The sequence below is a fragment of the Streptomyces sp. 5-10 genome (assembly GCF_014712245.1).
Taxonomy (GTDB): Bacteria; Actinomycetota; Actinomycetes; order Streptomycetales; family Streptomycetaceae; genus Streptomyces; species Streptomyces violaceusniger.
Genome location: NZ_JACVYG010000007.1, coordinates 92,336 through 110,855, shown reverse-complemented (window position 1 = coordinate 110,855; position 18,520 = coordinate 92,336). Strand labels below are relative to the sequence as shown.

Genomic DNA, 18,520 nt, shown 5'->3' with positions numbered 1-18,520 from the left:
TCTTTCCTTTTCCGGTTTCTGCGAGGGTGACGGTGCTCGGATCAGTCGTACCACCGCTTGAAGTCCATGTCCTTCGTCTTCAGGGAAGCAGTGGCCAACTCGGCGGCGTTGGATGCGCCTTCGGCAATGGCCTTCAGGACGTCCTCGTACAGATCGTCCTCCATTTCGTGCTGCCGCGCACTGTCCTCCTCGGCACGGATCCAGGTAAGACGTTCCTCTACGGTATTTAGATCCATTGGTTGTATCCTCACTTCATGTTGGGCTGCTCGGTCCTGCTCCATGCGGCCCTTCCAGCGCAGTGCGCCGATGAGCCGCTGAGTGAAGTCTTCGTTGTTGATGCAGTCAGTCGTCATACGTATCTCCTTTCCGGGAGAACCTGGGGCCCGCGCTCACCTTGAACGCGGGCCCCATGGGGTCGCTCAGAACAGACCGTCCTGTCCGGCGTCTTCCATTGCTTGCTGGGCGAGCGTTTTGTCGCACACCAGCTCACGGTCGGCGAGGCGGATGCGGTCAGCTCGGGCCTGGTTGGTTCCGGAGATTAACTCGGCGTCCACTTCGACGGCATCCCCCTGCTTGATCTGCTCGATCACGTCGTACCCATCTGTCCCGTCCTCCCAGGCGAAGAACAGTTCCGGGGACTGCATGTTGAGCTTGAAGCGGATGTACCAGGAGTTGTTGGCGGGGCGCCTTTTATAGACCTTCTCGATGAGCCCCCTGTAAGTCTGCAAGATCAAATCCCCTTCGCGGCATTCGTGACGATGGACTTGGTTTCCCTGAGGACGTTCCGCTCGTTGACCATCACCTCGACCGCCGAAGCAACCTCTTCGGTGTAGACATCGAGGGCGTCGTCAAGGATGTCGTCGAGGACTCCATCGCATCGGCGGGTCACGTCCTTCGCCTTCTCGGCCGTCCCGCTGGAGATCTCCAGCGCCTGAGCTCGCCCTATGAGCACGAGCCAGGCTTGCTTGATGCGGTTCACGGGCGTTCCTTCCGCTTTTCGATCTCGGAAATCCGCAGGGAATCGGTTCCCGGCGGGTCATTCCAGCAAGCATCACCGCAGGGAGTTCCCTCGTGGGGCGACGGAGCTGTAAACCGACCGTCGTCGAACTCCTCCCAGGAATCGATCAACCGCAAGGCGTCGCGGTACCAGGCACCCTTGGGCGTCAGCCAAGACCCACCGACCGCCCCTCCGTGCTCGATCAGTTCCGCGCGAGTCAGCATCGACAGGACCAGATGCGCCGACCCGTCATTCCCAATGGCCGCAGTGACCCGATCAGGGTGCTCGTAGTACGGCGCCAGATCCAACAGGCGGCGTACGAGTTCGTACCCCTCCCAAGGCTGGCCGCAAGCGCACAGTCCCATATCTGATTCGAACAGCTTGTAGGCGTGGGCGAGGACTTCGTCACGCGTCAATTTGCTTCCCCTTTCCATGGGTTACCCAGCACTTATGGGGGCCTTCCAGGCGTGCAGGTGGGGATGGTCGACCGACCTGCCTTCTCCAGGGCCCCCTCCACAGCTCCCTCCAGCTCGTAGTCATCGGAGATCACATGGTGGATGTCGATGATGGTCGTGAGGAAGGTGGTGACGTCGAGGCCGTACTTGGCGGCCTCGGAGGTCAGCTTGCTTGCCGCCTCGGGGGTCACGTCGAGTGCCTGCTGACGTCCGGTGAGGGCCAGCCAAGCCTGCTTGATGCGGTTCATGCTTCCCCTTTCCGTGGATCGACTATACCATTGGCGGTGACGTCTGCATAGCTGCCCTTAGAAAGTGATACATTCGGAGACGTCACAAGGGGAGGAAGTGAAAGGGTGTGATGTGCGCAAAATTCCCAGGTTCAAGGTCATCGCTGCCGAGTACCGCGAAAAAATTCAGACAGGCGAGTTGAGCCCCGGCGACTACCTGCCGTCCGTGCGGGATGCGATGCGAGATTATGAGGTCAACAAGAACACCATTCTCGCCGCCTACAGAGTCCTCAAGGAGGAAGGACTGATCGAGACCCGAGCTGGCGACGGCACCCGGGTCTACGACCCCAAGAGGCCGGTCGAGATCTCCTTCCCTGCTGATCTCATTGCACAGATTGACGTCAGGGCCAAGGAGGACGGGATGCGGCGGTCCGAATGGCTCACCACCGCCCTCGAAACTCTGGTCCGCGACCGTCGGCACGCAACCCGCGACTGAGGCGGCCGACCGGGTTCACCGAACACGAAACACCGGAAAAGGAGAAGACTGCATGAACACCACCATCCAATGGCGAAACCGGTTAAACCGCACCCCCGTTCCATCCGATCAGTGGGGCACGGACCACTGGTCCCTGCTCGTCTACATCGAAACCCGCACCGTCGACCACCACGGCCTCATCGACTGGAACCACCTGACCCTGTCCCACAAGAACTGGCCCGGCCTGTATGCCGCCAGGGCCTGGGTCAACCAGGACACCAGTTACGACGCGGGCGAGCGGTACCCGCTCCGACTGCGCGGCGGAAAGACGCTGCCAGGCCACTGCGAAGCCGACGCGCTGATGGACCTGATGGACGCCGGTCTGATCGAGATCCAGATGCCCCGGCCCGACGACAGCGGCGACTACTTCCTGAAGCCCAACGGCCAGCCGTTGACCGGCGAGGAATACCCCAGTCCCAAGTTTGTCACCGGCCGGGCCGAGATACAGCTGATGCCCTGGGCCAAGTTCCGGCTCACCGAGCGTGGCCGGAGCGTAGTCGGTGAGCTTCGTGCCCACCGGGCCACTGGAGGGACCTGGTCCTCCTTCGAGCCCGCGATCCCAGTCTGATCGCAAACTAGTCCGGAAAAGCCGAAAGACCCGGGGTCGGAAGCCCGGGTCTTTCGGGAGAACTGACGCACCTGAAACGGGAACTGACCCGTCTGACACATCAATTGAGTGGTTGCCACCCTAAGACACGCAAGGGTGTCAGTCAATGTCAGACACGGTCGGTTCCCTCGTGATCACCGAGAGGAAGATCGTGAGTACCCCGTACGCCACCCGCAAGCACCACGCCACCCTCGACTGGGTCAAGTTCGACGGCGACCTCGCGTGGGACGGATCCGTCAGCCCCAACGCCAAGGCCCTGTACGCCGCCCTCGGGCGCTTCGCCGACCTCCATGACCGGAGCACTCCGACCAAGTCGGACCTGGCGCCCACCCGGAAGTTCCTTGCCGAGTGCATCGGCAAGTCCAAGGACACGGTGGATCGGGCGATCAAGGAGCTGGAAGACGGCGGCCTCGTGGAGGTCGAGCGTCGCCGCGATCCCAACAACCCGAAGCTGAACCCCCCCAGCGTCTATTACCTGCTCGACGCCGAACGGTGGGACGGAGGGATCGGCTGCACAGAGATCCCAAAGACATCGATGCACTCGCCTGCACCCTCCACTGACGCACCCAGGGTTCGAAGGCGCAGGCCGATCAGTCAGCGAAAGCGTGCTCGAATTCTGGAGCGCGACGGTCACGCCTGCTTGGCCTGCGAGTCCGCCGATGATCTGACCTTGGATCACGTCGTGCATTGGTCAAAGGGCGGCAGTAATGCCGACGACAACCTGCGGGTGCTGTGCCGACCCTGCAACAGCAGTCGCGGGACGGGCGAGCTGGCGGGGGTGGACCGATGAACGAGAGCCTGACTGTCCAGCGGGGCCGCAAGGTCAAACTGACACACACTGAGGTCCACGACTGGACTCTGTTCACCCCCGCCAGCCACGGGGCAAAGGTCATGTTCGTGATCCTGCGATCCATGTGCATCGAGAAGGAGGACGACGGGGCCCGCATCGAAGTCCACGCCCCAACTCGTGTCCTGACGATCGACCGGCTGTGCTGGCTTGCCTCCAACGCCCTAGGGAAGCCCGTCGGTGAACGCACCGTCCGCGACTACCGGAACGAACTGGAGAAAGTCGGGCTCATCGAGGTACGGCCCGGCCGCCTCCCGAGCGACCCCCCGGCGTACCTCATCCACGACGAGCCCCCCGAAGGCTGGAATGGGTGGCGCAACGCCTGGCACGTCGATGACGAATACACCGACGGTTGGCGAGCCAACTGGGGGAAAAGTGTCACCCAGGGTGAGAACGGACATTCTGGGGTGCGGTCTACCGCAGGGTGCGACGAGACGCCGGGTGAAAACGGGGCGAATCACCCTGCGGTAGACCGCACCCTGCGAACCACCGCAGGGGGTCGGCGGCACACCGCAGGGGGTCGGCGGCACACCGCCGGGCACCCCGGGGGTGACCTCGGGGTTTCCGTCCCTAAGAAAGAATCTAAGAATCCTCCTCAAGAAGACGCGCGGGCGCGTGCGCGTGAGGCTGCCGGTGTGAATGGGGTCCCCCCGGAGGAGGAGGCGGCTACGCCTTCAACCCCCGAGGGGTCCTCACCGTCGTCGGCCACCCCGTCACCGGAAGCTGTCCGGGTGGTGCGGGGGATCACCGGACTGAAGGTGTTCGGCGCGGTCGAGCGGGGTGTGGCCGTCGAGGTGGACCGGGCTCTGGTGAACGGGTATCCGGCGGAGGAGGTTCGCAGGCATCTGGGGAAGGCGCGGTGGGCGCGGATCGGGCAGCCGGTGCGGTTTGTCGCGTCGGAGGTGGACCGGTATTTCTCGGAGCCGTTCAAGGTGAAGCCCCGTTTGAACGTGAACAAGTGCCCGGAGTGCCAGAACACGATGGGCTGGATCGAGGATGCCGAGGGGAATCAGGTCGGCAGGTGTGATCATGCCCGCCTGGCGCAGTGCCCGGACTGCGAGGGGAGCGGGTATCGGCTGAACGGTGGCGGTCATTGCAGTCATGAGGCGTCGCCGGTCCCTCGCCGTGACGCTGGGGGGCGGCTGGCTGCCTGACGGCCGACGGGGGCTGAGGGGGAGGCCGTTCAGGGGGGAGTCGCCGGGGTCCTGCTTGGCTGACGGAAAGGGGAACGATGTGACAGATAGGGAGAAAAGTGGACTATCGGGTGGACATGGTGGGGAGGTCACCTGCTGAGGTTGACCGGATCCTCGCTGAGGAGGTCATGCGGCGCGGGCCCGGCCGGATTCGGGAGGTTGCCCGGGAGCTGGCCTCTTCTGTCGAGATCGTGCAGGAGAGGATTGCCCGTGCGGTCGAGGCTGATGAGACGGGGGCGTTGGGGGCGCTGGCCGTCCTGGAGGGGGAGGGTTTCCCGCCGGAGGCGGAAGCCTGCATCCAGGAAGCGGTCCGGGCCGACGAGGCGTTCCGTGGGACTGTCACGCGGGACGATCAGGGTGTCCTCAGGGAGCGGCGGTGGGTTGCTTTTGCGCGGGCCGCTGACTCGGGGCGCGGGGCTGAGGCGGAGCTGGCACGCAGGTCGGGCTTGAGTGATTCACGGGTGCGCGACCTTGTGAGTCAGGGGCGGCACTTCCTTGAGCACGGGAAGGCGGTGCCGAAGGCAGGGGGTGTCAGGAGCGATGTCTGGCCTGTTAGGAAGGATGTCCGGCTTGCGTCGAGGCAGTTTGATCGGGACCGCAAGCTGGACCAGGTGGCTGCTGACGCGGAGACGGTGCTGTGGGAGGCCGGGTACGACCCGTTGGAGGACTATCCCGGGAAGGTTGGCGAGCCCTGGCATGTTCTGTGTCTGGCCTGCGGGGAAGACGGTGATGTCCGGCTGGCGTATCTGAAGCAGGGGGCCGTTCCGTCTTGGGATCGGTGCAGGCTGCGCATGGGGAGTCCCAAGTCGGGCGAAGAGGTTGCCCGGATGATGCGGGATGCTGGCTGGGAGCCGCTGGAGCCGTATCCGCGTGGGATGAATAAGCCTTGGAGGTGCCGGTGCACCACTTGCGGCAGGGAGTCCAGCCCGAGGCCGACTAACACCCAGAATGGTGCGCGGTGTGCATCCTGTTCGGCCAGGGCGTGGAGGCAGCGCAAGTTGAGCTGACCCGCGCAGTGCGGGTGCCCTCGCCCATGGAAGGCCCGAGGATTCCCCTGAATGGCCCCCTGAGCCCCCGTCAGCGAGCCGGGGTCCCTCCGGCGGCCGTCAGGGCTCTGCGTCCTTCTGACGGCCGCCTGCGGCCACGGGGGAGGCCGTTCAAGGGCGTGGAGCGCGGCTCCTCCTCGCTCCGTGGGGATTCACCGCGCTCCGCGTACCGGTCTCCGGGTGATGGGTGACTGGCGTTTCGGAGCATATGGCTCAGGGCGTCCTGGGTTGGGGTGTTCGGGGATGTTGGGGTGTTCGGGGATGTTGGGGTGTCGTGGATGTATGTACGAATTGTGCTCGGGTCGCCCTTTGCTTCGGGTTGTTCGGTAGCGAACTCGGCTGATAGGTTGTTCGCTACCGAACACGAAGAGGAGCAGTGAGTTTCATGAACAGCCGCGAGGGGCTGACTTTGGATCAGATTCAGTATCTGAGCGGGCATGACACCACCGATGGCGTCCGCATGGCCCTGCGCCGGGCCGGGGTCAAGCGGAGCGGGTATGGCGTCGGGAAGGGCGCCTGGCCCCCGAAGAAGCTGTACTCGGCTCAGGATGTGTGGCGGCTCTTCGGGGAGCGTATCTGCGAGAACGCCAAGTCCGATCCGGAGGTCAAGGAGCGGGTCCGGGAGGTGTTTGCCGATCAGATCCGGGATGCGGAGGTCGGCCGGGCCGCGAGCGAGGTCTTCGGCGACGGCTGACCTGAGGCCCGGTCAGCGTCTGCGGCCCTCGGATGGAAGGTGCCCGGGGGCCGCGTCATGTTCTGGCCGGGTCGGTGGCCCGGTCCGCCAGCGAGCAGCGTGGGTGAGAAAAAGTGTGTCAAGCACCACACGTCATTCGACGGACCGGGGTACCGGCTCCCGCGAGGGTGCCGAAGAAGCCGCCTTGCCCCCGTGTGTCCGGAGGTAAGGCGGAAGCTTTGATCGCGGTGATCGCGCCCTACAGGGTGACCGGGATGATGGTGCCCCCGTACTCCTGGCCGTCGGCGCTCACGAAAATCGGCGGCAGCCACTTCACCTTCGACAGGGTCCTGCCGGGTCCGTGCTTGAAGGTGTGCAGGTGTGCCCGGCGGATGTGCGGGGCCACGGTCCGTCCCGTGCCTGCGTGTGCCCGTCCGTCCTTCTCGAAGCGTTCCCGGGCGCTGCGGATGGCGGGGCCGATCCGGTAGCCCAGGGGGTGCGTCAGGACCGCTTCCTTGGTGGGCTGTCCTGCGTTCTTGCCCTTGGCGATGGTACGGCTGGGCACTGGCCTGTCGATGTCGGCTTTCTCGGAGCAGGTGTACAGCAGGTGGGCTACACCGAACCGTACGAGGGATTTCATGTACGCCACTTTGTCGGCGTGGGTGCCGTCGATCTGGAGCAGTGGTTCCCAGACGAAGTCTTTGAGGACGCTTTTGACGATTTCGTCGATGGAGGTGGCGGCCGATTTGAGTTCGAACGACATGCGGACGCTGTCAGGTGTGGCGACGCGGCCTTGTTCGTCGAGGAGGTCGGAGAGGAAAGTCAGCTGGTAGGTGGCCGCTTCCGGAACGTGGGTGCTGCACATGGTTCCGTCTGCCGTGCGGGCGCTGACGTACATGGCACGCATAACGGCGGGCCGCCCGTCCTGGGCGGTCACGGTGTGTCCGGCTGGCCAGGTGAACAGCGGGTTGGGATGCGGTAGTTGGCGCAGGATCTCACCGGGCAGGACGTTGTCGGTCTGCATGTCCGCGAGGCTTTCCTGAAGGGTTGGCTCCACGTCGTACACGACGCGGTGCTTTTTCCAGTTCAGGTGGATGGCGAGATCCCCGGCGGTGAGCAGAGCGGATTGATAGACGCGCTGGTCGCTGACTTGTACGCCGTATTTGCTGCGGCGCCCTTCGGCGAGGTCTTCGGCCAGCCACATCATTCCGAGTGTTTCCAGGTGGACTTGTTTGTGGGCTTTGTTGCTGCGTTCGATCCAGTCGATCAGTTCCAGGGCTGTGAGGTTTTCGGGGCGGGTGAAAGGGAATTCGAGATCGCTGTTCATTTTCCGCTCGCATAAAAAGATGACGGCCCGGATGTTCCGGATGGGTCCGGAATTCACTCGCACCTCTATCCGTGCGCCAGGGAGTGCTGTTGGGTTGGCGGCGGGTGCGAGAAACTTCGGGGTATCCAACATATCTCAGGCCGCTCGGCCTGCGGACCGGATGGGAGAAGAGGATGGCCATCGGCCAGGGTCGGAAAAAGTGTGTCAAGTGCCACACACCGTTCGACGCGTCGGACACCCGCTTCAGCGGCTCCAGGCGCCGGTACGGCAGCTCGCCGTTCTGCCACGCATGCGTCGACCGATGCGGCGACAGTGAGATCGCCGACCACTGGTGCGAGGTGGACCGGTGGCGGTATTCCCCGGGTTCCGCCACGCCGGACGACGACCTGTGTTCGTCCACCTATCCCGGCCATGGCCCCGACTTCGGCATGCTCTGTAACCGGCTGAAGGAGCATGGCGGCACCGATCACCGGGCCCTGGCGGAGGTCGCCCCGACATTCCGCCGGTATGTCGTGTGGTCAGCCGATGGCCGGGTGCTGCCGGACGTCGAGGAGCGCCGCTGAGAGGGCCACGCTGCCTCTTAACTGCTCTCGGCGGCGGGCCTCCGTCATCTCGGCAGCTTTTTCGCTCTCTGCCGACGCATCCGGCCGCCGGGACCATGGAGGTCGCCCTGACGGCCGGATTGCTTCACAGGGTCAGGCGGTCTCGGTACTGGTCTCGATGTTCCTGACGAACAGGTTGACCGAGGTCTCGTCATCCTCCCCCGCGCCCTGGAAGTAGACCTCCATGCCTTCCCATTCGGTGGCAAGGTACTCGGCGAGCGCGTCGTAGGTGCCCACTTTGGGCCCGTCGCTGTGTTCAATGATGAACGTCGCGGTCAAGGTGTGAGTCTTCTTGCCTGCCATGTCGGGTTCCTCAACTCGTGTGCCGTGTGGAGGGGTTGGCCAACCCGATGTCCGGACAGTATCCGGTGCCCAACATGGCGGGCAATGAGCTGATGACGCAGGTCAGGGTGGGTGCGGAGGGCGCGGAGACCTCGGTGGCGCTGCCGGGTATGACTATGGGTCCGGCGGGAGGTCTCCGGGGCGCCGTGGGCATGCTTTTGCGGTGTACCTGGGGCGGAAAGTCCGCCCGCACTTCAATAAGCAATGAATGAGTAAATCTTTCGGCGGCTGATATCCGCAAGACGAAGTGGATCGTCAACGTATCCATTGACAATCTCGACGTCAACGGATACGTTGACAAAGTGAGCGCTGAGGAAGAACGGCTCGACCAGCTACTGAAAATCGGCGACGACGGACTGGCCCACAAATTTGAAGCGGCCCGCCTCTATGCGGCTCAGATGGAAGACGAGGGCGCGGTCCGTCCCGGCACGGCCGTCCTCGTGCTGCGAATGCTCGGCGCCGTCCGTGAGGAGTGCGATCACGTTGAGGTTCGCATGATCGAGGCCCTGATGGACGCGGGCCTGTCCTGGGAGGAGGTCGGGCGGGCCACCGGCCGAACGAGCAGGCAGGCAGCACAGCAGCGTTACCGCAGGTTGGGTGGCACGAGGACATGGCCCACCCGGCGCCCATCCCGCTGACCCAATCCAGGGGCGGCCAACCCACAATCATAGAAACGGGAGATATTCATGGCGAAGAACCAGAACGAAAACACCGACGCGACCGACACGACCGATGCAACGGTCGTGAACTACGCCTCCCCCGGGAGCGTGGTCGGGATTCAGTGCGGTGGTGACATTGTCGGCTCCACCGTCACCGTGTCCAACGGGCGCTGGGGCCAGTACCCCAGTGGCCGTTGGATCGACCCCGAGGACATCGACCACAGTCGCAACTCCAACCCCGACGACTGAGAAAGCGCAACCGGTCTCGCGCCGCCATGACGGTGCGCGCATCCAGCCGCGTAAAGCCCGCGCCGACTGATCGGTGCGGGCTTTACGCGGCGTCCGGGTCGCCCTGTGAGGGGTGCACCGGAAGCGACATCCGCAGCCGTTGAGGAGTGAGCCCGGAAGACGGTGTCAGGTGCTGCCGTCTGCGGGTTTGGCGGCCCGTCGCGCAACGGCGCTGCGGCCCGCACCTCCCCACGCCTCAGCCCGGTCGGCCTCCAGGTGCTCCGGATCCTGACTGGCCAGATGAGTGACGAACTCGTCGACCCGCTGGACCTCTTCGATACGGTCAGCCAGTTCGAGGATGACCAAGCCAATCCGTCCGGACCACTGATGGCCTTCCCGGCGCACGGTTTCGGCATCCCGTCGAGCCACAGCGCTGTCGATCAGGTCGCGAACCCGGTCAGCTTCCCATGCGGCGATGGTGACAAGATCTTCGTGCACAACGCGATGAGCTTCCATCAGGGCCGCGTTACTGGCGACGGGGTCTCTCAAGACTGGTCACCAACTTCCTCGGTGTAGGTGAGTCCGGCTCGGTTAAACAAGGTCCGGCTGTAGGCGTCGGCCCCTTTGGGGGTGGAGAAGTCGTACATCCAGAAGTCGGCCCAGCGGTGGACTTCCACAACCCACCGCTGCACGCGGGCCCGGGGATCCGTGTATTCGGTAATGTGGGTGCTCAACTCGAATCCGGCCGTCCGGGTCAAATTGGGGGTGAGTTCTCCCGCAAGCACCTCCATAATTTCATCGGCGTAGTCATCATCCAAGTCGTAGTCGTCAGGCAACCCCGGGGGGCTACCCTTGAAGTAAATCCGGCGGATGTCGGGCAAGATCACAGCGTCTCGCTCTTGTGGGCCTCGACTGCCTCGCGGAAAGAGCACCCCTCCTGGAGGGCCACGTAAGCCTTCTCCGGGTCGGCTCCGAGCTGCCGCATGACCGCCTTCAGGGCCTCCTCCAGATGGCCGTATACCGAATCCGGCTGGACGCACCGCTCGCCGTCCTCTCCGTGCGTCCTGGACTGGTAATTCACCAGCGGCCCCACATTCCAGGCGTTCAGCATGGACATCAACTGCCAGATGTCCCTGCCCGTATCGAGGCCCGCGCCCCGCTCGTAAGGCTTTGTCAGTTTGAATTCCATCAGCCCTCCCCTTTCCTTGAAGAGTCAACTTTGATCTTCAGTTACCGTGATCGCCGCACGCGCCAGTCAGGCCCCCATGGGTGGGCGCTGGCAAGCCCGCACCCCTGGAGGGTACGGGCTTGCGCTTCACCGCCCCTGCTTCGCCCGGCGGCGGCACCGCTCGACAGCCGCCCGCAGGCGCTTCTCCGAAACGCCCCGCTCCGAAGGCAGTCCCTTCGCATACTTCCGGTCCAGCTGCTCCTCGCGCGTTCCCCCTGGCGGCTCGAACATGGGGTCACCCGGGGTGCTGTTCAGCTCGACCCCGCCACGGCCGACAGTCCATGAGACCAGCGGTCGGTAGGATTCCAGGTGTTCGAAGCCTTCGTCCCACTCCTCTGCGACGAGCTGAGCCGTCAACTCCAGGTACGGGAAGGCGTGTGCGATCTTGCGCCAGTCGTCGGTAACCTCCGCAACCGTCGGCCACTTACCCAGCAGCGTTACACCGTCACCGAATACCTGACCGCCCCAGCTCACCCACCCCTTCGGACCGTCAGCGCTGGACGAGGAGATCTGGTCGTTGTAAACGTACTGGAGATCGAGTGCGTCCAAATCGACAGCCACCTGGCTCCACTGATCAAACCATCCGGCACCGTGCTCCTGTGCAGTGATGCCGAAGATCCGGCGCACGGTCTTGTTCCACTTCTCGTCGTTGCAAGTCAGACCCCCGAACCAGGTCGTGCGGAGGATGACCTGATCGGCCTGTTCGGGCCTGATGTTCCGGCCCCGCACCATCAGGCGTGGCCACTTGGGCAGCTTCGTGTCGTACATTCCCCTCCCCTTCCTGCTCCCCGTAGACGCGGGCACCGAGATGTCCGTGCCCGGCGCCCGTCAGTCGCTGATCTCCTGGTCCTTCAGGTCATAGGTAACCTGAAGATTCTCAACGGCGAAGTAGATTTTCTCCAGGTCCCGGGCCAGCGGACTGTCCCTGTTTTCGATCTTCGCCGCCCATGCAGCTCGCTGGAGACGCCGCTTCGCCTGCGTCAGCTCCTGGGCCGCCTCCTCGATCGCGATGTGGTGCTGGCCTACGGGAGACGGAACTACCCCGGCACCCTTGTCCTCGTTCTGTGTCATGAATTTCCCCTTTTCTCAACAATCCGGAACGACGTCCGGCGCACCCAGGCGGTTGCGTAATGCCGGTTGCCCATCTTGTCCGGCATCCCCACCGGCAGCAGGCGGTAGGCCACTCCGTCCGGGTACGCCTCTTCCAGGTTGAAGCCGGGTGGCGGCGGAGGCCACTTCTTCAAGCGGTTCTCCGGGTCATCATGACCGGCGATCCACTGCGGACCCTCCCGGTTGGCGTAGTCGACCACCGTTCCGACGGGAACAGGCTCATCCCCTGGCGTGTAGTCGGTTTCCTTGCTGGTCACGCTGGAACTCCTTTCACTCCTACCCGCCCATCACCTGTACGCATCGCTTGCAGGTGACCTTGGCGTCATCGTCGAGCCAGTGGTTCTCCGCCAAGATGTCGACGAAAGTGTCACAGGCCGTTTCGGCGCCAGTGTTGATGGTCTCGCGTGCTCCGTGAGTGTTGCGGCCCCCGTGCAGGCGGACCCGCATCGGATACTCAGTTTTGGTCGGCATTCCTGTGCCCCCTCATTTTTTCCTTGGTTCCGGTGATGACGAAGGCCCGCGCCTTCGCAAAGGGCGGGCCTGTCCCCCACGCTTCAGGTCCGAGGGGATTCCAGTGTACGAAGCATCTCGTCCACCTTCGCCGCCCCGGTAGTCAGCTGCCCGTCCAGCAGTAGCACTGGCCCACGCAGTGTTCGCACACATGGAATGAATCCAGTGCGTGGGCAGTCTCGTCGCACGGGGACCCGCAAGGGTTTCCCTCGGTACGCTCCGCCACCAGTTCCACCTGATCCGGGCGGTAGAGACCTTCGCCGCCTTGTACGTAGTACCCCTGGTCTGTGGCGTACACCCGGACAGACGTCACCGCGCAGACGGAGCCTTCCAGCGTTCCGACCAGAACCCTCACCTGGTCTCCAGACCTGTGCACGCCTCAGCCCTCCCCGAACTCCCCCAGGGGGATGCCCTTCTCGTTACGGAATTCGACGACAGCCTTGCGGCAGCACAGGGGCTCACCCAGGACTGAGTGCTCATCCAGGTCAGCTTCGGTCACAGTCTCCCAGAGGAGCCCGCAGTGCGAGCACTCTTCCCGCGTGTCGAAGATGATCCGCACAGCACCCGGTGCGGGACGGGAGTCCCCCAGGCTTGCTGGCGCGAGATTGTCGACATGCCTGCGGATGGCCCGCTCGACCTCGCCGCACACCCGCTGGGCATGCTCGTTGTACCCCTCGTCACCGGGGCGCAGCCCTCGGGGATGCCGCAGATTGAGGTGTACCTCGATGCGGTGGTTGTCGTGAACGGTCCTCTTCAACGCCTGTCCTTTCCGATCGGAGTTACGCGGAAACCGGGGCCTCACTTTTGCCAGCGTGGATCTCGCCGCTTCGCGGCTCGGCGGCTACTTGCGAGGCAGCGAGGACGACACACCCCTTCCGCTCGTAGTAATCGGCGATCTCGTGCAGCAGCTCGGAGCGAACCACATCCCGGAAGGCAACCATCAGTTCGGCCGCACGGTCCGATGGGATACGGGGGTCGATCACGCCCGCCAGCTCACGGAACTCGGCGCTGGCACTGACCGGGCCACTCACCGCCGATCACCAACTTCGACTGTCAGGACGTCCCGGCCGCATTCCGCCTTGCTGAAGCGCCCGTATGTGCAGATGCCGCCGTCGGGCAGGTCGTCGGACGTGAGCGGGATCAGCCCCACCCATCCGTACCCGTGGTTGCGACACAAGAGTGCGCCCCGCCTGTCGGGATCGCGGTAGGCAACTATGCGATTCGCCCTGTCGTAATGCACTTTCTCCATTCCTTCCTTCCGTTTATGGATCTCCTGGGGGGTGTTGTCCGGGCCGTTTATGCACGTCACCCCCGACCAGCAGGATGTGTCGTCTCTGCGGATCGGGGGTGATTGTTGTGTAGCGGCTTCGAGTCCCGCCGTCAGACACGCTCCGGCTTGGGCTCGGGAACGGGTGCGCGGTCGCCCCCGGTCGGGTACCCCGTCTCTCCGGGGTGCCGGGTGGGCAGGCCGCTCTGGCTGATGGGCTGGGACTGCTCTTCGAGGGTGTTCACGTCTCTCCCCTTCCGTGATCTTCTGACTACGCTCGGTCTAGCCTAGGCAAGACAGCATAGCGCATTGAGTGAGAATTCTCAGCTTTGGGATCTCGTCCATTCCTTGTTGACATGCGTCGGCCCGCCGCAGAGTGTGCGGCGGGCCGACGCGGCAGACGCCCCGGGCTCAGCCCCGAAGCTCGGTGGCGGTGCGCTGGCGCTCCGGGATCATCTCGGCCAGGGCCTCGACAGACCGGGTCTTGCCGTACTCCTCGCTGCGCGTCTGCACCGTGACCACGGTCGTGACGTGCTCTATCGCCTCCCGGATGACATCGGCCACCATCTCGTCGGCCTCAGCCCGGCTGACCTTGCCCCACCCGGCGGAATTCTTGATCAAAATCTTCCCCTTTCCTCAGTTCTTCTTCCAGGTACCGTCAATTGTCGTCAGGGTCGAAGTGATCGACAATGGCGGCCACATCGATCTTTTCCTCGTCGCGTTCACCCTTGATGCAGGCCCCGATGTCCAGAGATCCGAACTCATTCAGGGGGTAACCGTCGAACTCCCCCGGCTCGGGGTGGGCGGGCCCGATGAATTCGTTGCCGCGCAGGGACACGCTGGCGGGCAGGCGGGCTTCGATGGCGTCACGGTAGGCGGCACACATCTGCGCATACATGCCGTTTGCCTGAATCCGATCGCGCCATTCGGGATCCGCACTGCCGACATAGGCGGCGACATCTCCGTCAGGTGAGGTGCCGAACTCGTCGACACGACTGCACCAGGTGCCATAGCTCGTCATGGTCCTGCTCCCCATACCGATCTTCTCCTTTCCCGGGAGTGGTGTGTCCAGCTTGGTGGTGGCCTCATGGCCGGGGTCGGCGCCCCGAGTGACGGGGCGGGTAATGGGCTGGCCGTTGCTGCGTTGCGGTGTTGTCGTTGGCCAGTTCGAGGAGAAGGACAACCCACCGCTCCGCGCCCCGGGTCACCAGGGTCGTTTCGCCGACCCGGCGGAAACCGCTGAGCCAGCCGCCCCCCACGGCCCGGGAGCCGTGCATCAGGCCCATGCACGAGCATTCGCAGTCGTCCCCCTTGGCCTGCTGACAGCGCACATCGCATCGCTGTGTCTCCAGATACTGGCGACGCAGCTCAACCCGGCTCCATCGTCTCAGGCAACCGTCGATGACCTTTGCCATGTGCTGCCGCGACATGAGCCAGCGCTTGCGTTCCTTGTCCCAGTCCAGCCGGGACCGGCTGCCGATCAGCTCCTTCAGGAACTTCCGGCTGCCGCCTTCGACGAACGGAGTGAACACCGCGATCTGACCACTGATGGGCCGCTCGATGATCGCAGTCTGCTGATCTTTCACCCGGACCCCCCTTCTGATCCGACGCCCCTATGGTTCGATGTCGATGAAGCTCTTCAGGAAGCCCTTGGGGTCCCAGCCCGGATCGGCAGCTCGCTCCGCTTCCTGTGCAGCCTCGCGGATCTCCTCGATCCACCCAATGAGTTCTTCCCAGTCCTCACTGGACGCTCCCTCCGGGATCGACTTGTCGAGGATGTCGGCGGCTTCGTGCAGCACCGTGGCCCGGTAGGCGCTCAGACGCCGGGACGGACGATGCTTCTCGACTTCGTAGCGGATCCTGGGCTGCACCAACTCGTACTGGTCGAGCCGAGTGCCGATCTCCTCGGCTTTGCCCGTACCCCGGTCGACGCCGAGGACGGTGAGCCTGGTGACCTGGTCGTCCTCGTAGGTGACGCGCAGGCCGGTCACGTCGTAGTGGAGGTGGTCCACCTTGAGTGCCGGGGAATCGGTGACCGCGAGTTCGACGGCGTGGGTGACTTTCTCACCGATGATGGTGCTGGTGACTACAGGAGGGCCGGGGAGCTGATGAGCCACGGCTCACACCTTCTTCTCAGGCGCCTCGAAGCACTCGCAGTCTCCGATGGCCCGGCCTTCGCAGACATGTTCGGTGAGCGGGGTTCCGGTGTCGGCATGCAGCCGGTACAGATCCAGCAATCCGTCGGCCACCTGGTACGCCTCGGGGTAGTCCGCAGCCGCGTCGCGCTGCGTCTTCAGCCACTGCTCGACCACATCACCGCGCTGGGGCAGTGGGGTCAGATCGTAACCGGGACCAGTGTGAGTGACAGCCGGGAGGCCGCGACGGAACAGATCCTTCATGGTCTTTCCCCTTTCCGGGAACGGTGGACTACTTTCACTTCACAAGACCCTGGCGGGCGCACCAGGCGCAGCAGGGCAGAGAAACGGATACGACAGGTTGGCCTTCTCTGCATCACAGCCAGGACAGTCCTCGGCGTTCGCCTGGTCGCCGACGTGGGTTGGCCGTGGCGGGGTACAACTCGACCCGCACAGCTCATGGTCGCCCTCAGCGTGAGCCATCAGCCGCTCATGCGTGGAGCAGGGTTCCCCGCCGTTCTCGCAAGGAACCCACGGATCGCACGGTGCGGCCAAGTACTCGACCTCGTTGGCTTTCCGCCGGAAAGTCTCCATGAGAGAGAAGGCTCCTGCGGCATGGTCGTTGAGGGCGCGCCCCGTGTACAGACCCCCGGCCTTATCGCACTCGTCGGCCGCCTCCCGGAAGATCTCCGCGCGATACTCGTCGCGGAACCTCGTGATCACCTTCGTCAGATTTGCGACCGGATCCGCAGTAAGCAGAGCGTGTCTGGCGTTCTGCAAAGCGTCCTCGAAAGCCGGACTCCGGTCAGGCTTTTCTGTAGTGGGGTCATTCATAACCTTTTCCCTTACCTGCAATCCTGATACTGGCCGTCGGCGAATCCGGCGTCATACCCAGCGCTCCAACCCGCCCGCCGGGTCTCGTACATGAGCCGGTCGGCGAGACTCCGTGCCTCCTGTTCGGTGAGCGCCCGGCCGGACTGAAGGGCGTCAAGAACTGCCTTGCGCGCCTCAGTCGCGGCCTGGGTGGTGCGGGGCTTTCCTTCACTCATGACTGTCCTCCTGCCGGGATGGTCGACGCATTTCAGTCCCGCTTCCAGGGGGCACGGCAAGCCACCCAGACGATTGCGTCGTAAATATGGATGAAAACCTTCATGATGCAGACAGCCAGGAGGCTGAAAAGCACCACCATGGCCGCGAACAGCCCGACCCACAGCCCCAGTTCCAGCAGCGTCACCCTGCCTCCCTCCCCTTGGGGCGGGGCCCGTATCTCCTCACGAGGGATGCGGGCCCCGCCGGTCAGACGAACTTCTTCAGGCCGTACACCGTCATGTCGTCAACGGAGTCCACTGCGACCGGGTTCGGGGCGTAGTCCGCGAGATACCCATGACCCCGTGCGGTCTGCGCCATGTCCAACGGAGACACCTCGGAGTCGGTGTCCAGCATGAGCGAGTGACACGAACTCCTCAGGTGCAGGGCGAACCGGTGATCCATACTCGGGACCATCGCAGGATTCAGGCCGGGGCGAGATCCGCCGACGCGTGGATTGGACGTAGCCCACCACCAGGGCATGCCGCGCGAGCGGCCGAACGCGACCAGGGTGACGAGCCGGTCCAGGTACCCCTTGTCCGCCTGCACGACGGACAGGATTTCCGCTCCTTCGTCCACCGCCGTCACGGCCAGCGGGCCGTTCCAGCGGAGCATGCCGTGCCGACTCATGAACTGCCTGCGCTCCTTCATCTCCGACCACAGGTCGTCGATGGCGCTGGCGACCTGGTCCTCGGTGACCGCCGTCCGGCACACCGAGGACCAGGCGTGGGCCTCTTCGCCCTTTCCGTCGAGGAGCATCAGGCAGTGGCCGCGCAGAAGGGCGGTTGCCAGGAGGGGGCGCAGTGTCCAGCTCTTCCCGTAGCTCGACGCGCCCGCGATGAGGATGCGGCTGTTGATCGGGATCGTTACGGCGTCATTCGTGGCGGCGTCCATCCCGATGCGCATCAGGGCCGGATCCTCTGGAATCAGGTCCGGGCTCCATGCTGTGTTCAATGTCTTCCCCTTTCCGAGGGTGTTCTGCTTTCTGCGACAAACATTTGGCGAGCATCCCGATGATGCGCAGGATGCTCGCCAGGGCGATCGTCAGGGCCAGCCAGGCTACGAAAACCAGGAAGCCCAAGAGAAGTAACTGGACAACCAGGGTCAATGATCTGGGGTCCATTCGTAGTCGTCGTCGGACCCGTCCCACCACAGGTCTCCGTCGTACGGGTCGTCCGTACCGTCGACCCCGTCCACTTCCCTCAGGTCATCCGGGTATGGCAAGTTCACAGTCTTTCCCCTCCTCGTCTTTCGGGATCTCCAGCGGGTCGGCTCCAGTCACCCAGCCCGGAATGAGGTCCGCCATCTCACCCTCGTGCCGGTACTCCACCCGGCCGATCCGATCCCATACCGCAGCCGTGCATTCCTCCACCGCTTCCTTCTGTCCCGCGTCGGCCTCCGTGAAGGCGATCCGGATACGGAAACGCAGATTCATGCCCCGCAGGG

At 64.1% G+C, this 18,520-nt stretch carries 37 protein-coding genes; 10 read left to right on the top strand and 27 right to left on the bottom strand.

Annotated elements, in window-relative coordinates; genetic code table 11:
- Positions 1–41: 41 nt before the first annotated feature.
- From IEJ02_RS48450 to IEJ02_RS11380, 5 genes are all read right to left on the bottom strand, one after another.
- Entirely contained in the window at positions 42–353 is a 312-nt protein-coding gene (locus IEJ02_RS48450) for a hypothetical protein (protein ID WP_223863693.1), read from the bottom strand.
- Between the two features lie 66 nt (positions 354–419).
- Positions 420–728 (bottom strand): hypothetical protein, encoded by a 309-nt coding sequence (locus IEJ02_RS11395; RefSeq protein WP_191064681.1) that lies wholly within the window; start codon positions 726–728, stop codon positions 420–422.
- Positions 729–730: 2 nt separating this feature from the next.
- On the bottom strand, positions 731–979 hold the full coding sequence (locus IEJ02_RS11390) for a hypothetical protein (RefSeq protein WP_191064680.1): 249 nt from the start codon (positions 977–979) through the stop codon (positions 731–733).
- The gene (locus IEJ02_RS11385; protein WP_191064679.1) at positions 976–1,413 is read right to left on the bottom strand and encodes a hypothetical protein; all 438 of its coding nucleotides are present in this window, start codon (positions 1,411–1,413) and stop codon (positions 976–978) included. Before IEJ02_RS11385 ends, IEJ02_RS11390 begins: the two co-directional genes overlap by 4 nt.
- A 32-nt stretch (positions 1,414–1,445) precedes the next feature.
- On the bottom strand, positions 1,446–1,700 hold the full coding sequence (locus tag IEJ02_RS11380) for a hypothetical protein (RefSeq protein ID WP_191064678.1): 255 nt from the start codon (positions 1,698–1,700) through the stop codon (positions 1,446–1,448).
- Positions 1,701–1,812: 112 nt separating this feature from the next.
- Here IEJ02_RS11380 and IEJ02_RS11375 point away from each other — a divergent pair, with 112 nt between their 5' ends.
- From IEJ02_RS11375 to IEJ02_RS11350, 6 genes are all read left to right on the top strand, one after another.
- Positions 1,813–2,175, top strand: coding sequence for a GntR family transcriptional regulator (locus tag IEJ02_RS11375; protein ID WP_191064677.1), 363 nt, complete (start codon positions 1,813–1,815; stop codon positions 2,173–2,175).
- Positions 2,176–2,227: 52 nt separating this feature from the next.
- Positions 2,228–2,782, top strand: a complete 555-nt coding sequence (locus tag IEJ02_RS11370; RefSeq protein WP_191064676.1) for a hypothetical protein — start codon at positions 2,228–2,230, stop codon at positions 2,780–2,782.
- 145 nt (positions 2,783–2,927) lie between these two features.
- A complete protein-coding gene (locus IEJ02_RS11365) occupies positions 2,928–3,611 on the top strand; it encodes an HNH endonuclease (RefSeq protein WP_191064675.1) in 684 nt (227 codons plus the stop codon).
- On the top strand, positions 3,608–4,822 hold the full coding sequence (locus tag IEJ02_RS11360) for a hypothetical protein (RefSeq protein ID WP_191064674.1): 1,215 nt from the start codon (positions 3,608–3,610) through the stop codon (positions 4,820–4,822). The genes IEJ02_RS11365 and IEJ02_RS11360 overlap by 4 nt, the downstream gene beginning before the upstream one ends.
- Positions 4,823–4,920: 98 nt before the next feature.
- Positions 4,921–5,868 (top strand): hypothetical protein, encoded by a 948-nt coding sequence (locus tag IEJ02_RS11355; RefSeq protein WP_191064673.1) that lies wholly within the window; start codon positions 4,921–4,923, stop codon positions 5,866–5,868.
- Positions 5,869–6,292: 424 nt separating this feature from the next.
- Positions 6,293–6,601: a hypothetical protein gene (locus IEJ02_RS11350; RefSeq protein WP_191064672.1), complete on the top strand. Its 309-nt coding sequence runs from the start codon at positions 6,293–6,295 to the stop codon at positions 6,599–6,601.
- Between the two features lie 238 nt (positions 6,602–6,839).
- Here the strand turns inward: IEJ02_RS11350 and IEJ02_RS11345 are convergent, their stop codons facing one another.
- The gene (locus IEJ02_RS11345; protein ID WP_191064671.1) at positions 6,840–7,907 is read right to left on the bottom strand and encodes an AcrVA2 family anti-CRISPR protein; all 1,068 of its coding nucleotides are present in this window, start codon (positions 7,905–7,907) and stop codon (positions 6,840–6,842) included.
- A 173-nt stretch (positions 7,908–8,080) separates the two neighbouring features.
- On the opposite strand from IEJ02_RS11345, the gene IEJ02_RS11340 reads away from it, so the two are divergent.
- Positions 8,081–8,470, top strand: coding sequence for a hypothetical protein (locus tag IEJ02_RS11340; RefSeq protein WP_191064670.1), 390 nt, complete (start codon positions 8,081–8,083; stop codon positions 8,468–8,470).
- 132 nt (positions 8,471–8,602) lie between these two features.
- On the opposite strand, the gene IEJ02_RS11335 is transcribed toward IEJ02_RS11340, so the two are convergent.
- The gene (locus IEJ02_RS11335; RefSeq protein WP_191064669.1) at positions 8,603–8,812 is read right to left on the bottom strand and encodes a hypothetical protein; all 210 of its coding nucleotides are present in this window, start codon (positions 8,810–8,812) and stop codon (positions 8,603–8,605) included.
- 341 nt (positions 8,813–9,153) lie between these two features.
- Between IEJ02_RS11335 and IEJ02_RS11330 the strand changes: the two genes are divergently transcribed.
- The 3 genes from IEJ02_RS11330 to IEJ02_RS48445 all read left to right on the top strand — a co-directional run bounded on the left by IEJ02_RS11330 (position 9,154) and on the right by IEJ02_RS48445 (position 10,314).
- A complete protein-coding gene (locus tag IEJ02_RS11330) occupies positions 9,154–9,489 on the top strand; it encodes a hypothetical protein (RefSeq protein ID WP_191064668.1) in 336 nt (111 codons plus the stop codon).
- A gap of 48 nt (positions 9,490–9,537) precedes the next feature.
- On the top strand, positions 9,538–9,759 hold the full coding sequence (locus tag IEJ02_RS11325; RefSeq protein ID WP_191064667.1) for a hypothetical protein: 222 nt from the start codon (positions 9,538–9,540) through the stop codon (positions 9,757–9,759).
- Positions 9,760–10,038: 279 nt separating this feature from the next.
- Positions 10,039–10,314, top strand: a complete 276-nt coding sequence (locus IEJ02_RS48445) for a hypothetical protein (protein ID WP_223863692.1) — start codon at positions 10,039–10,041, stop codon at positions 10,312–10,314.
- Here IEJ02_RS48445 and IEJ02_RS11315 read toward each other — a convergent pair.
- The 20 genes from IEJ02_RS11315 to IEJ02_RS11230 all read right to left on the bottom strand — a co-directional run bounded on the left by IEJ02_RS11315 (position 10,284) and on the right by IEJ02_RS11230 (position 18,509).
- Positions 10,284–10,619, bottom strand: coding sequence for a hypothetical protein (locus IEJ02_RS11315; protein ID WP_191064665.1), 336 nt, complete (start codon positions 10,617–10,619; stop codon positions 10,284–10,286). The genes IEJ02_RS48445 and IEJ02_RS11315 overlap by 31 nt on opposite strands.
- Before the next feature lie 2 nt (positions 10,620–10,621).
- Complete coding sequence (locus IEJ02_RS11310) at positions 10,622–10,927, bottom strand: hypothetical protein (RefSeq protein ID WP_191064664.1); 306 nt, start codon at positions 10,925–10,927, stop codon at positions 10,622–10,624.
- 126 nt (positions 10,928–11,053) lie between these two features.
- Positions 11,054–11,734, bottom strand: a complete 681-nt coding sequence (locus tag IEJ02_RS11305) for a hypothetical protein (protein ID WP_191064663.1) — start codon at positions 11,732–11,734, stop codon at positions 11,054–11,056.
- 60 nt (positions 11,735–11,794) lie between these two features.
- A complete protein-coding gene (locus IEJ02_RS11300) occupies positions 11,795–12,037 on the bottom strand; it encodes a hypothetical protein (protein ID WP_191064662.1) in 243 nt (80 codons plus the stop codon).
- Positions 12,034–12,333 carry a hypothetical protein gene (locus IEJ02_RS11295; protein ID WP_191064661.1) on the bottom strand — a complete coding sequence of 100 codons (300 nt, stop codon included), beginning with the start codon at positions 12,331–12,333 and terminating at the stop codon, positions 12,034–12,036. The genes IEJ02_RS11300 and IEJ02_RS11295 overlap by 4 nt, the downstream gene beginning before the upstream one ends.
- 19 nt (positions 12,334–12,352) lie before the next feature.
- Positions 12,353–12,547: a hypothetical protein gene (locus IEJ02_RS11290; RefSeq protein ID WP_191064660.1), complete on the bottom strand. Its 195-nt coding sequence runs from the start codon at positions 12,545–12,547 to the stop codon at positions 12,353–12,355.
- 418 nt (positions 12,548–12,965) lie between these two features.
- On the bottom strand, positions 12,966–13,343 hold the full coding sequence (locus IEJ02_RS11285) for a hypothetical protein (RefSeq protein ID WP_191064659.1): 378 nt from the start codon (positions 13,341–13,343) through the stop codon (positions 12,966–12,968).
- 22 nt (positions 13,344–13,365) lie between these two features.
- Positions 13,366–13,617 (bottom strand): hypothetical protein, encoded by a 252-nt coding sequence (locus IEJ02_RS11280; RefSeq protein ID WP_191064658.1) that lies wholly within the window; start codon positions 13,615–13,617, stop codon positions 13,366–13,368.
- A gap of 349 nt (positions 13,618–13,966) precedes the next feature.
- Positions 13,967–14,098: a hypothetical protein gene (locus IEJ02_RS49840; RefSeq protein ID WP_263407935.1), complete on the bottom strand. Its 132-nt coding sequence runs from the start codon at positions 14,096–14,098 to the stop codon at positions 13,967–13,969.
- Positions 14,099–14,264: 166 nt separating this feature from the next.
- Positions 14,265–14,474 carry a hypothetical protein gene (locus IEJ02_RS11275; protein ID WP_191064657.1) on the bottom strand — a complete coding sequence of 70 codons (210 nt, stop codon included), beginning with the start codon at positions 14,472–14,474 and terminating at the stop codon, positions 14,265–14,267.
- Positions 14,475–14,511: 37 nt separating this feature from the next.
- Positions 14,512–14,874 (bottom strand): hypothetical protein, encoded by a 363-nt coding sequence (locus IEJ02_RS11270; protein WP_191064656.1) that lies wholly within the window; start codon positions 14,872–14,874, stop codon positions 14,512–14,514.
- Between the two features lie 64 nt (positions 14,875–14,938).
- Positions 14,939–15,439 carry a hypothetical protein gene (locus IEJ02_RS11265; protein ID WP_191064655.1) on the bottom strand — a complete coding sequence of 167 codons (501 nt, stop codon included), beginning with the start codon at positions 15,437–15,439 and terminating at the stop codon, positions 14,939–14,941.
- Positions 15,440–15,466: 27 nt separating this feature from the next.
- Positions 15,467–15,970 carry a hypothetical protein gene (locus IEJ02_RS11260; protein WP_191064654.1) on the bottom strand — a complete coding sequence of 168 codons (504 nt, stop codon included), beginning with the start codon at positions 15,968–15,970 and terminating at the stop codon, positions 15,467–15,469.
- A 3-nt stretch (positions 15,971–15,973) separates the two neighbouring features.
- Entirely contained in the window at positions 15,974–16,252 is a 279-nt protein-coding gene (locus IEJ02_RS11255) for a hypothetical protein (protein WP_191064653.1), read from the bottom strand.
- Positions 16,253–16,291: 39 nt separating this feature from the next.
- A complete protein-coding gene (locus tag IEJ02_RS11250; protein ID WP_191064652.1) occupies positions 16,292–16,822 on the bottom strand; it encodes a hypothetical protein in 531 nt (176 codons plus the stop codon).
- An 11-nt stretch (positions 16,823–16,833) separates the two neighbouring features.
- A complete protein-coding gene (locus IEJ02_RS11245; RefSeq protein ID WP_191064651.1) occupies positions 16,834–17,037 on the bottom strand; it encodes a hypothetical protein in 204 nt (67 codons plus the stop codon).
- Between the two features lie 32 nt (positions 17,038–17,069).
- Entirely contained in the window at positions 17,070–17,222 is a 153-nt protein-coding gene (locus IEJ02_RS11240) for a hypothetical protein (RefSeq protein WP_191064650.1), read from the bottom strand.
- A gap of 62 nt (positions 17,223–17,284) precedes the next feature.
- Entirely contained in the window at positions 17,285–17,980 is a 696-nt protein-coding gene (locus IEJ02_RS11235) for an FtsK/SpoIIIE domain-containing protein (RefSeq protein WP_223863691.1), read from the bottom strand.
- Between the two features lie 198 nt (positions 17,981–18,178).
- Complete coding sequence (locus tag IEJ02_RS49835; protein WP_263407934.1) at positions 18,179–18,304, bottom strand: hypothetical protein; 126 nt, start codon at positions 18,302–18,304, stop codon at positions 18,179–18,181.
- Positions 18,282–18,509 carry a hypothetical protein gene (locus tag IEJ02_RS11230; RefSeq protein WP_191064648.1) on the bottom strand — a complete coding sequence of 76 codons (228 nt, stop codon included), beginning with the start codon at positions 18,507–18,509 and terminating at the stop codon, positions 18,282–18,284. The genes IEJ02_RS49835 and IEJ02_RS11230 overlap by 23 nt, the downstream gene beginning before the upstream one ends.
- Positions 18,510–18,520 lie beyond the last annotated feature (11 nt).

Coding starts and splice junctions, on each gene's coding strand:
- IEJ02_RS11290 (WP_191064660.1), bottom strand. CDS start 12,547: ATGCCGACCAAAACTGAGTATCCGATGCGGGTCCGCCTGCACGGGGGC.
- IEJ02_RS11310 (WP_191064664.1), bottom strand. CDS start 10,927: ATGGAATTCAAACTGACAAAGCCTTACGAGCGGGGCGCGGGCCTCGAT.
- IEJ02_RS11245 (WP_191064651.1), bottom strand. CDS start 17,037: ATGAGTGAAGGAAAGCCCCGCACCACCCAGGCCGCGACTGAGGCGCGC.
- IEJ02_RS48450 (WP_223863693.1), bottom strand. CDS start 353: ATGACGACTGACTGCATCAACAACGAAGACTTCACTCAGCGGCTCATC.
- IEJ02_RS11255 (WP_191064653.1), bottom strand. CDS start 16,252: ATGAAGGATCTGTTCCGTCGCGGCCTCCCGGCTGTCACTCACACTGGT.
- IEJ02_RS11250 (WP_191064652.1), bottom strand. CDS start 16,822: ATGAATGACCCCACTACAGAAAAGCCTGACCGGAGTCCGGCTTTCGAG.
- IEJ02_RS11345 (WP_191064671.1), bottom strand. CDS start 7,907: ATGAACAGCGATCTCGAATTCCCTTTCACCCGCCCCGAAAACCTCACA.
- IEJ02_RS11235 (WP_223863691.1), bottom strand. CDS start 17,980: ATGCGCATCGGGATGGACGCCGCCACGAATGACGCCGTAACGATCCCG.
- IEJ02_RS11305 (WP_191064663.1), bottom strand. CDS start 11,734: ATGTACGACACGAAGCTGCCCAAGTGGCCACGCCTGATGGTGCGGGGC.
- IEJ02_RS11370 (WP_191064676.1), top strand. CDS start 2,228: ATGAACACCACCATCCAATGGCGAAACCGGTTAAACCGCACCCCCGTT.
- IEJ02_RS11230 (WP_191064648.1), bottom strand. CDS start 18,509: ATGAATCTGCGTTTCCGTATCCGGATCGCCTTCACGGAGGCCGACGCG.
- IEJ02_RS11380 (WP_191064678.1), bottom strand. CDS start 1,700: ATGAACCGCATCAAGCAGGCTTGGCTGGCCCTCACCGGACGTCAGCAG.
- IEJ02_RS11335 (WP_191064669.1), bottom strand. CDS start 8,812: ATGGCAGGCAAGAAGACTCACACCTTGACCGCGACGTTCATCATTGAA.
- IEJ02_RS11300 (WP_191064662.1), bottom strand. CDS start 12,037: ATGACACAGAACGAGGACAAGGGTGCCGGGGTAGTTCCGTCTCCCGTA.
- IEJ02_RS11270 (WP_191064656.1), bottom strand. CDS start 14,874: ATGACGAGCTATGGCACCTGGTGCAGTCGTGTCGACGAGTTCGGCACC.
- IEJ02_RS11360 (WP_191064674.1), top strand. CDS start 3,608: ATGAACGAGAGCCTGACTGTCCAGCGGGGCCGCAAGGTCAAACTGACA.
- IEJ02_RS11350 (WP_191064672.1), top strand. CDS start 6,293: ATGAACAGCCGCGAGGGGCTGACTTTGGATCAGATTCAGTATCTGAGC.
- IEJ02_RS48445 (WP_223863692.1), top strand. CDS start 10,039: ATGAGTGACGAACTCGTCGACCCGCTGGACCTCTTCGATACGGTCAGC.
- IEJ02_RS11340 (WP_191064670.1), top strand. CDS start 8,081: ATGGCCATCGGCCAGGGTCGGAAAAAGTGTGTCAAGTGCCACACACCG.
- IEJ02_RS11325 (WP_191064667.1), top strand. CDS start 9,538: ATGGCGAAGAACCAGAACGAAAACACCGACGCGACCGACACGACCGAT.
- IEJ02_RS11365 (WP_191064675.1), top strand. CDS start 2,928: ATGTCAGACACGGTCGGTTCCCTCGTGATCACCGAGAGGAAGATCGTG.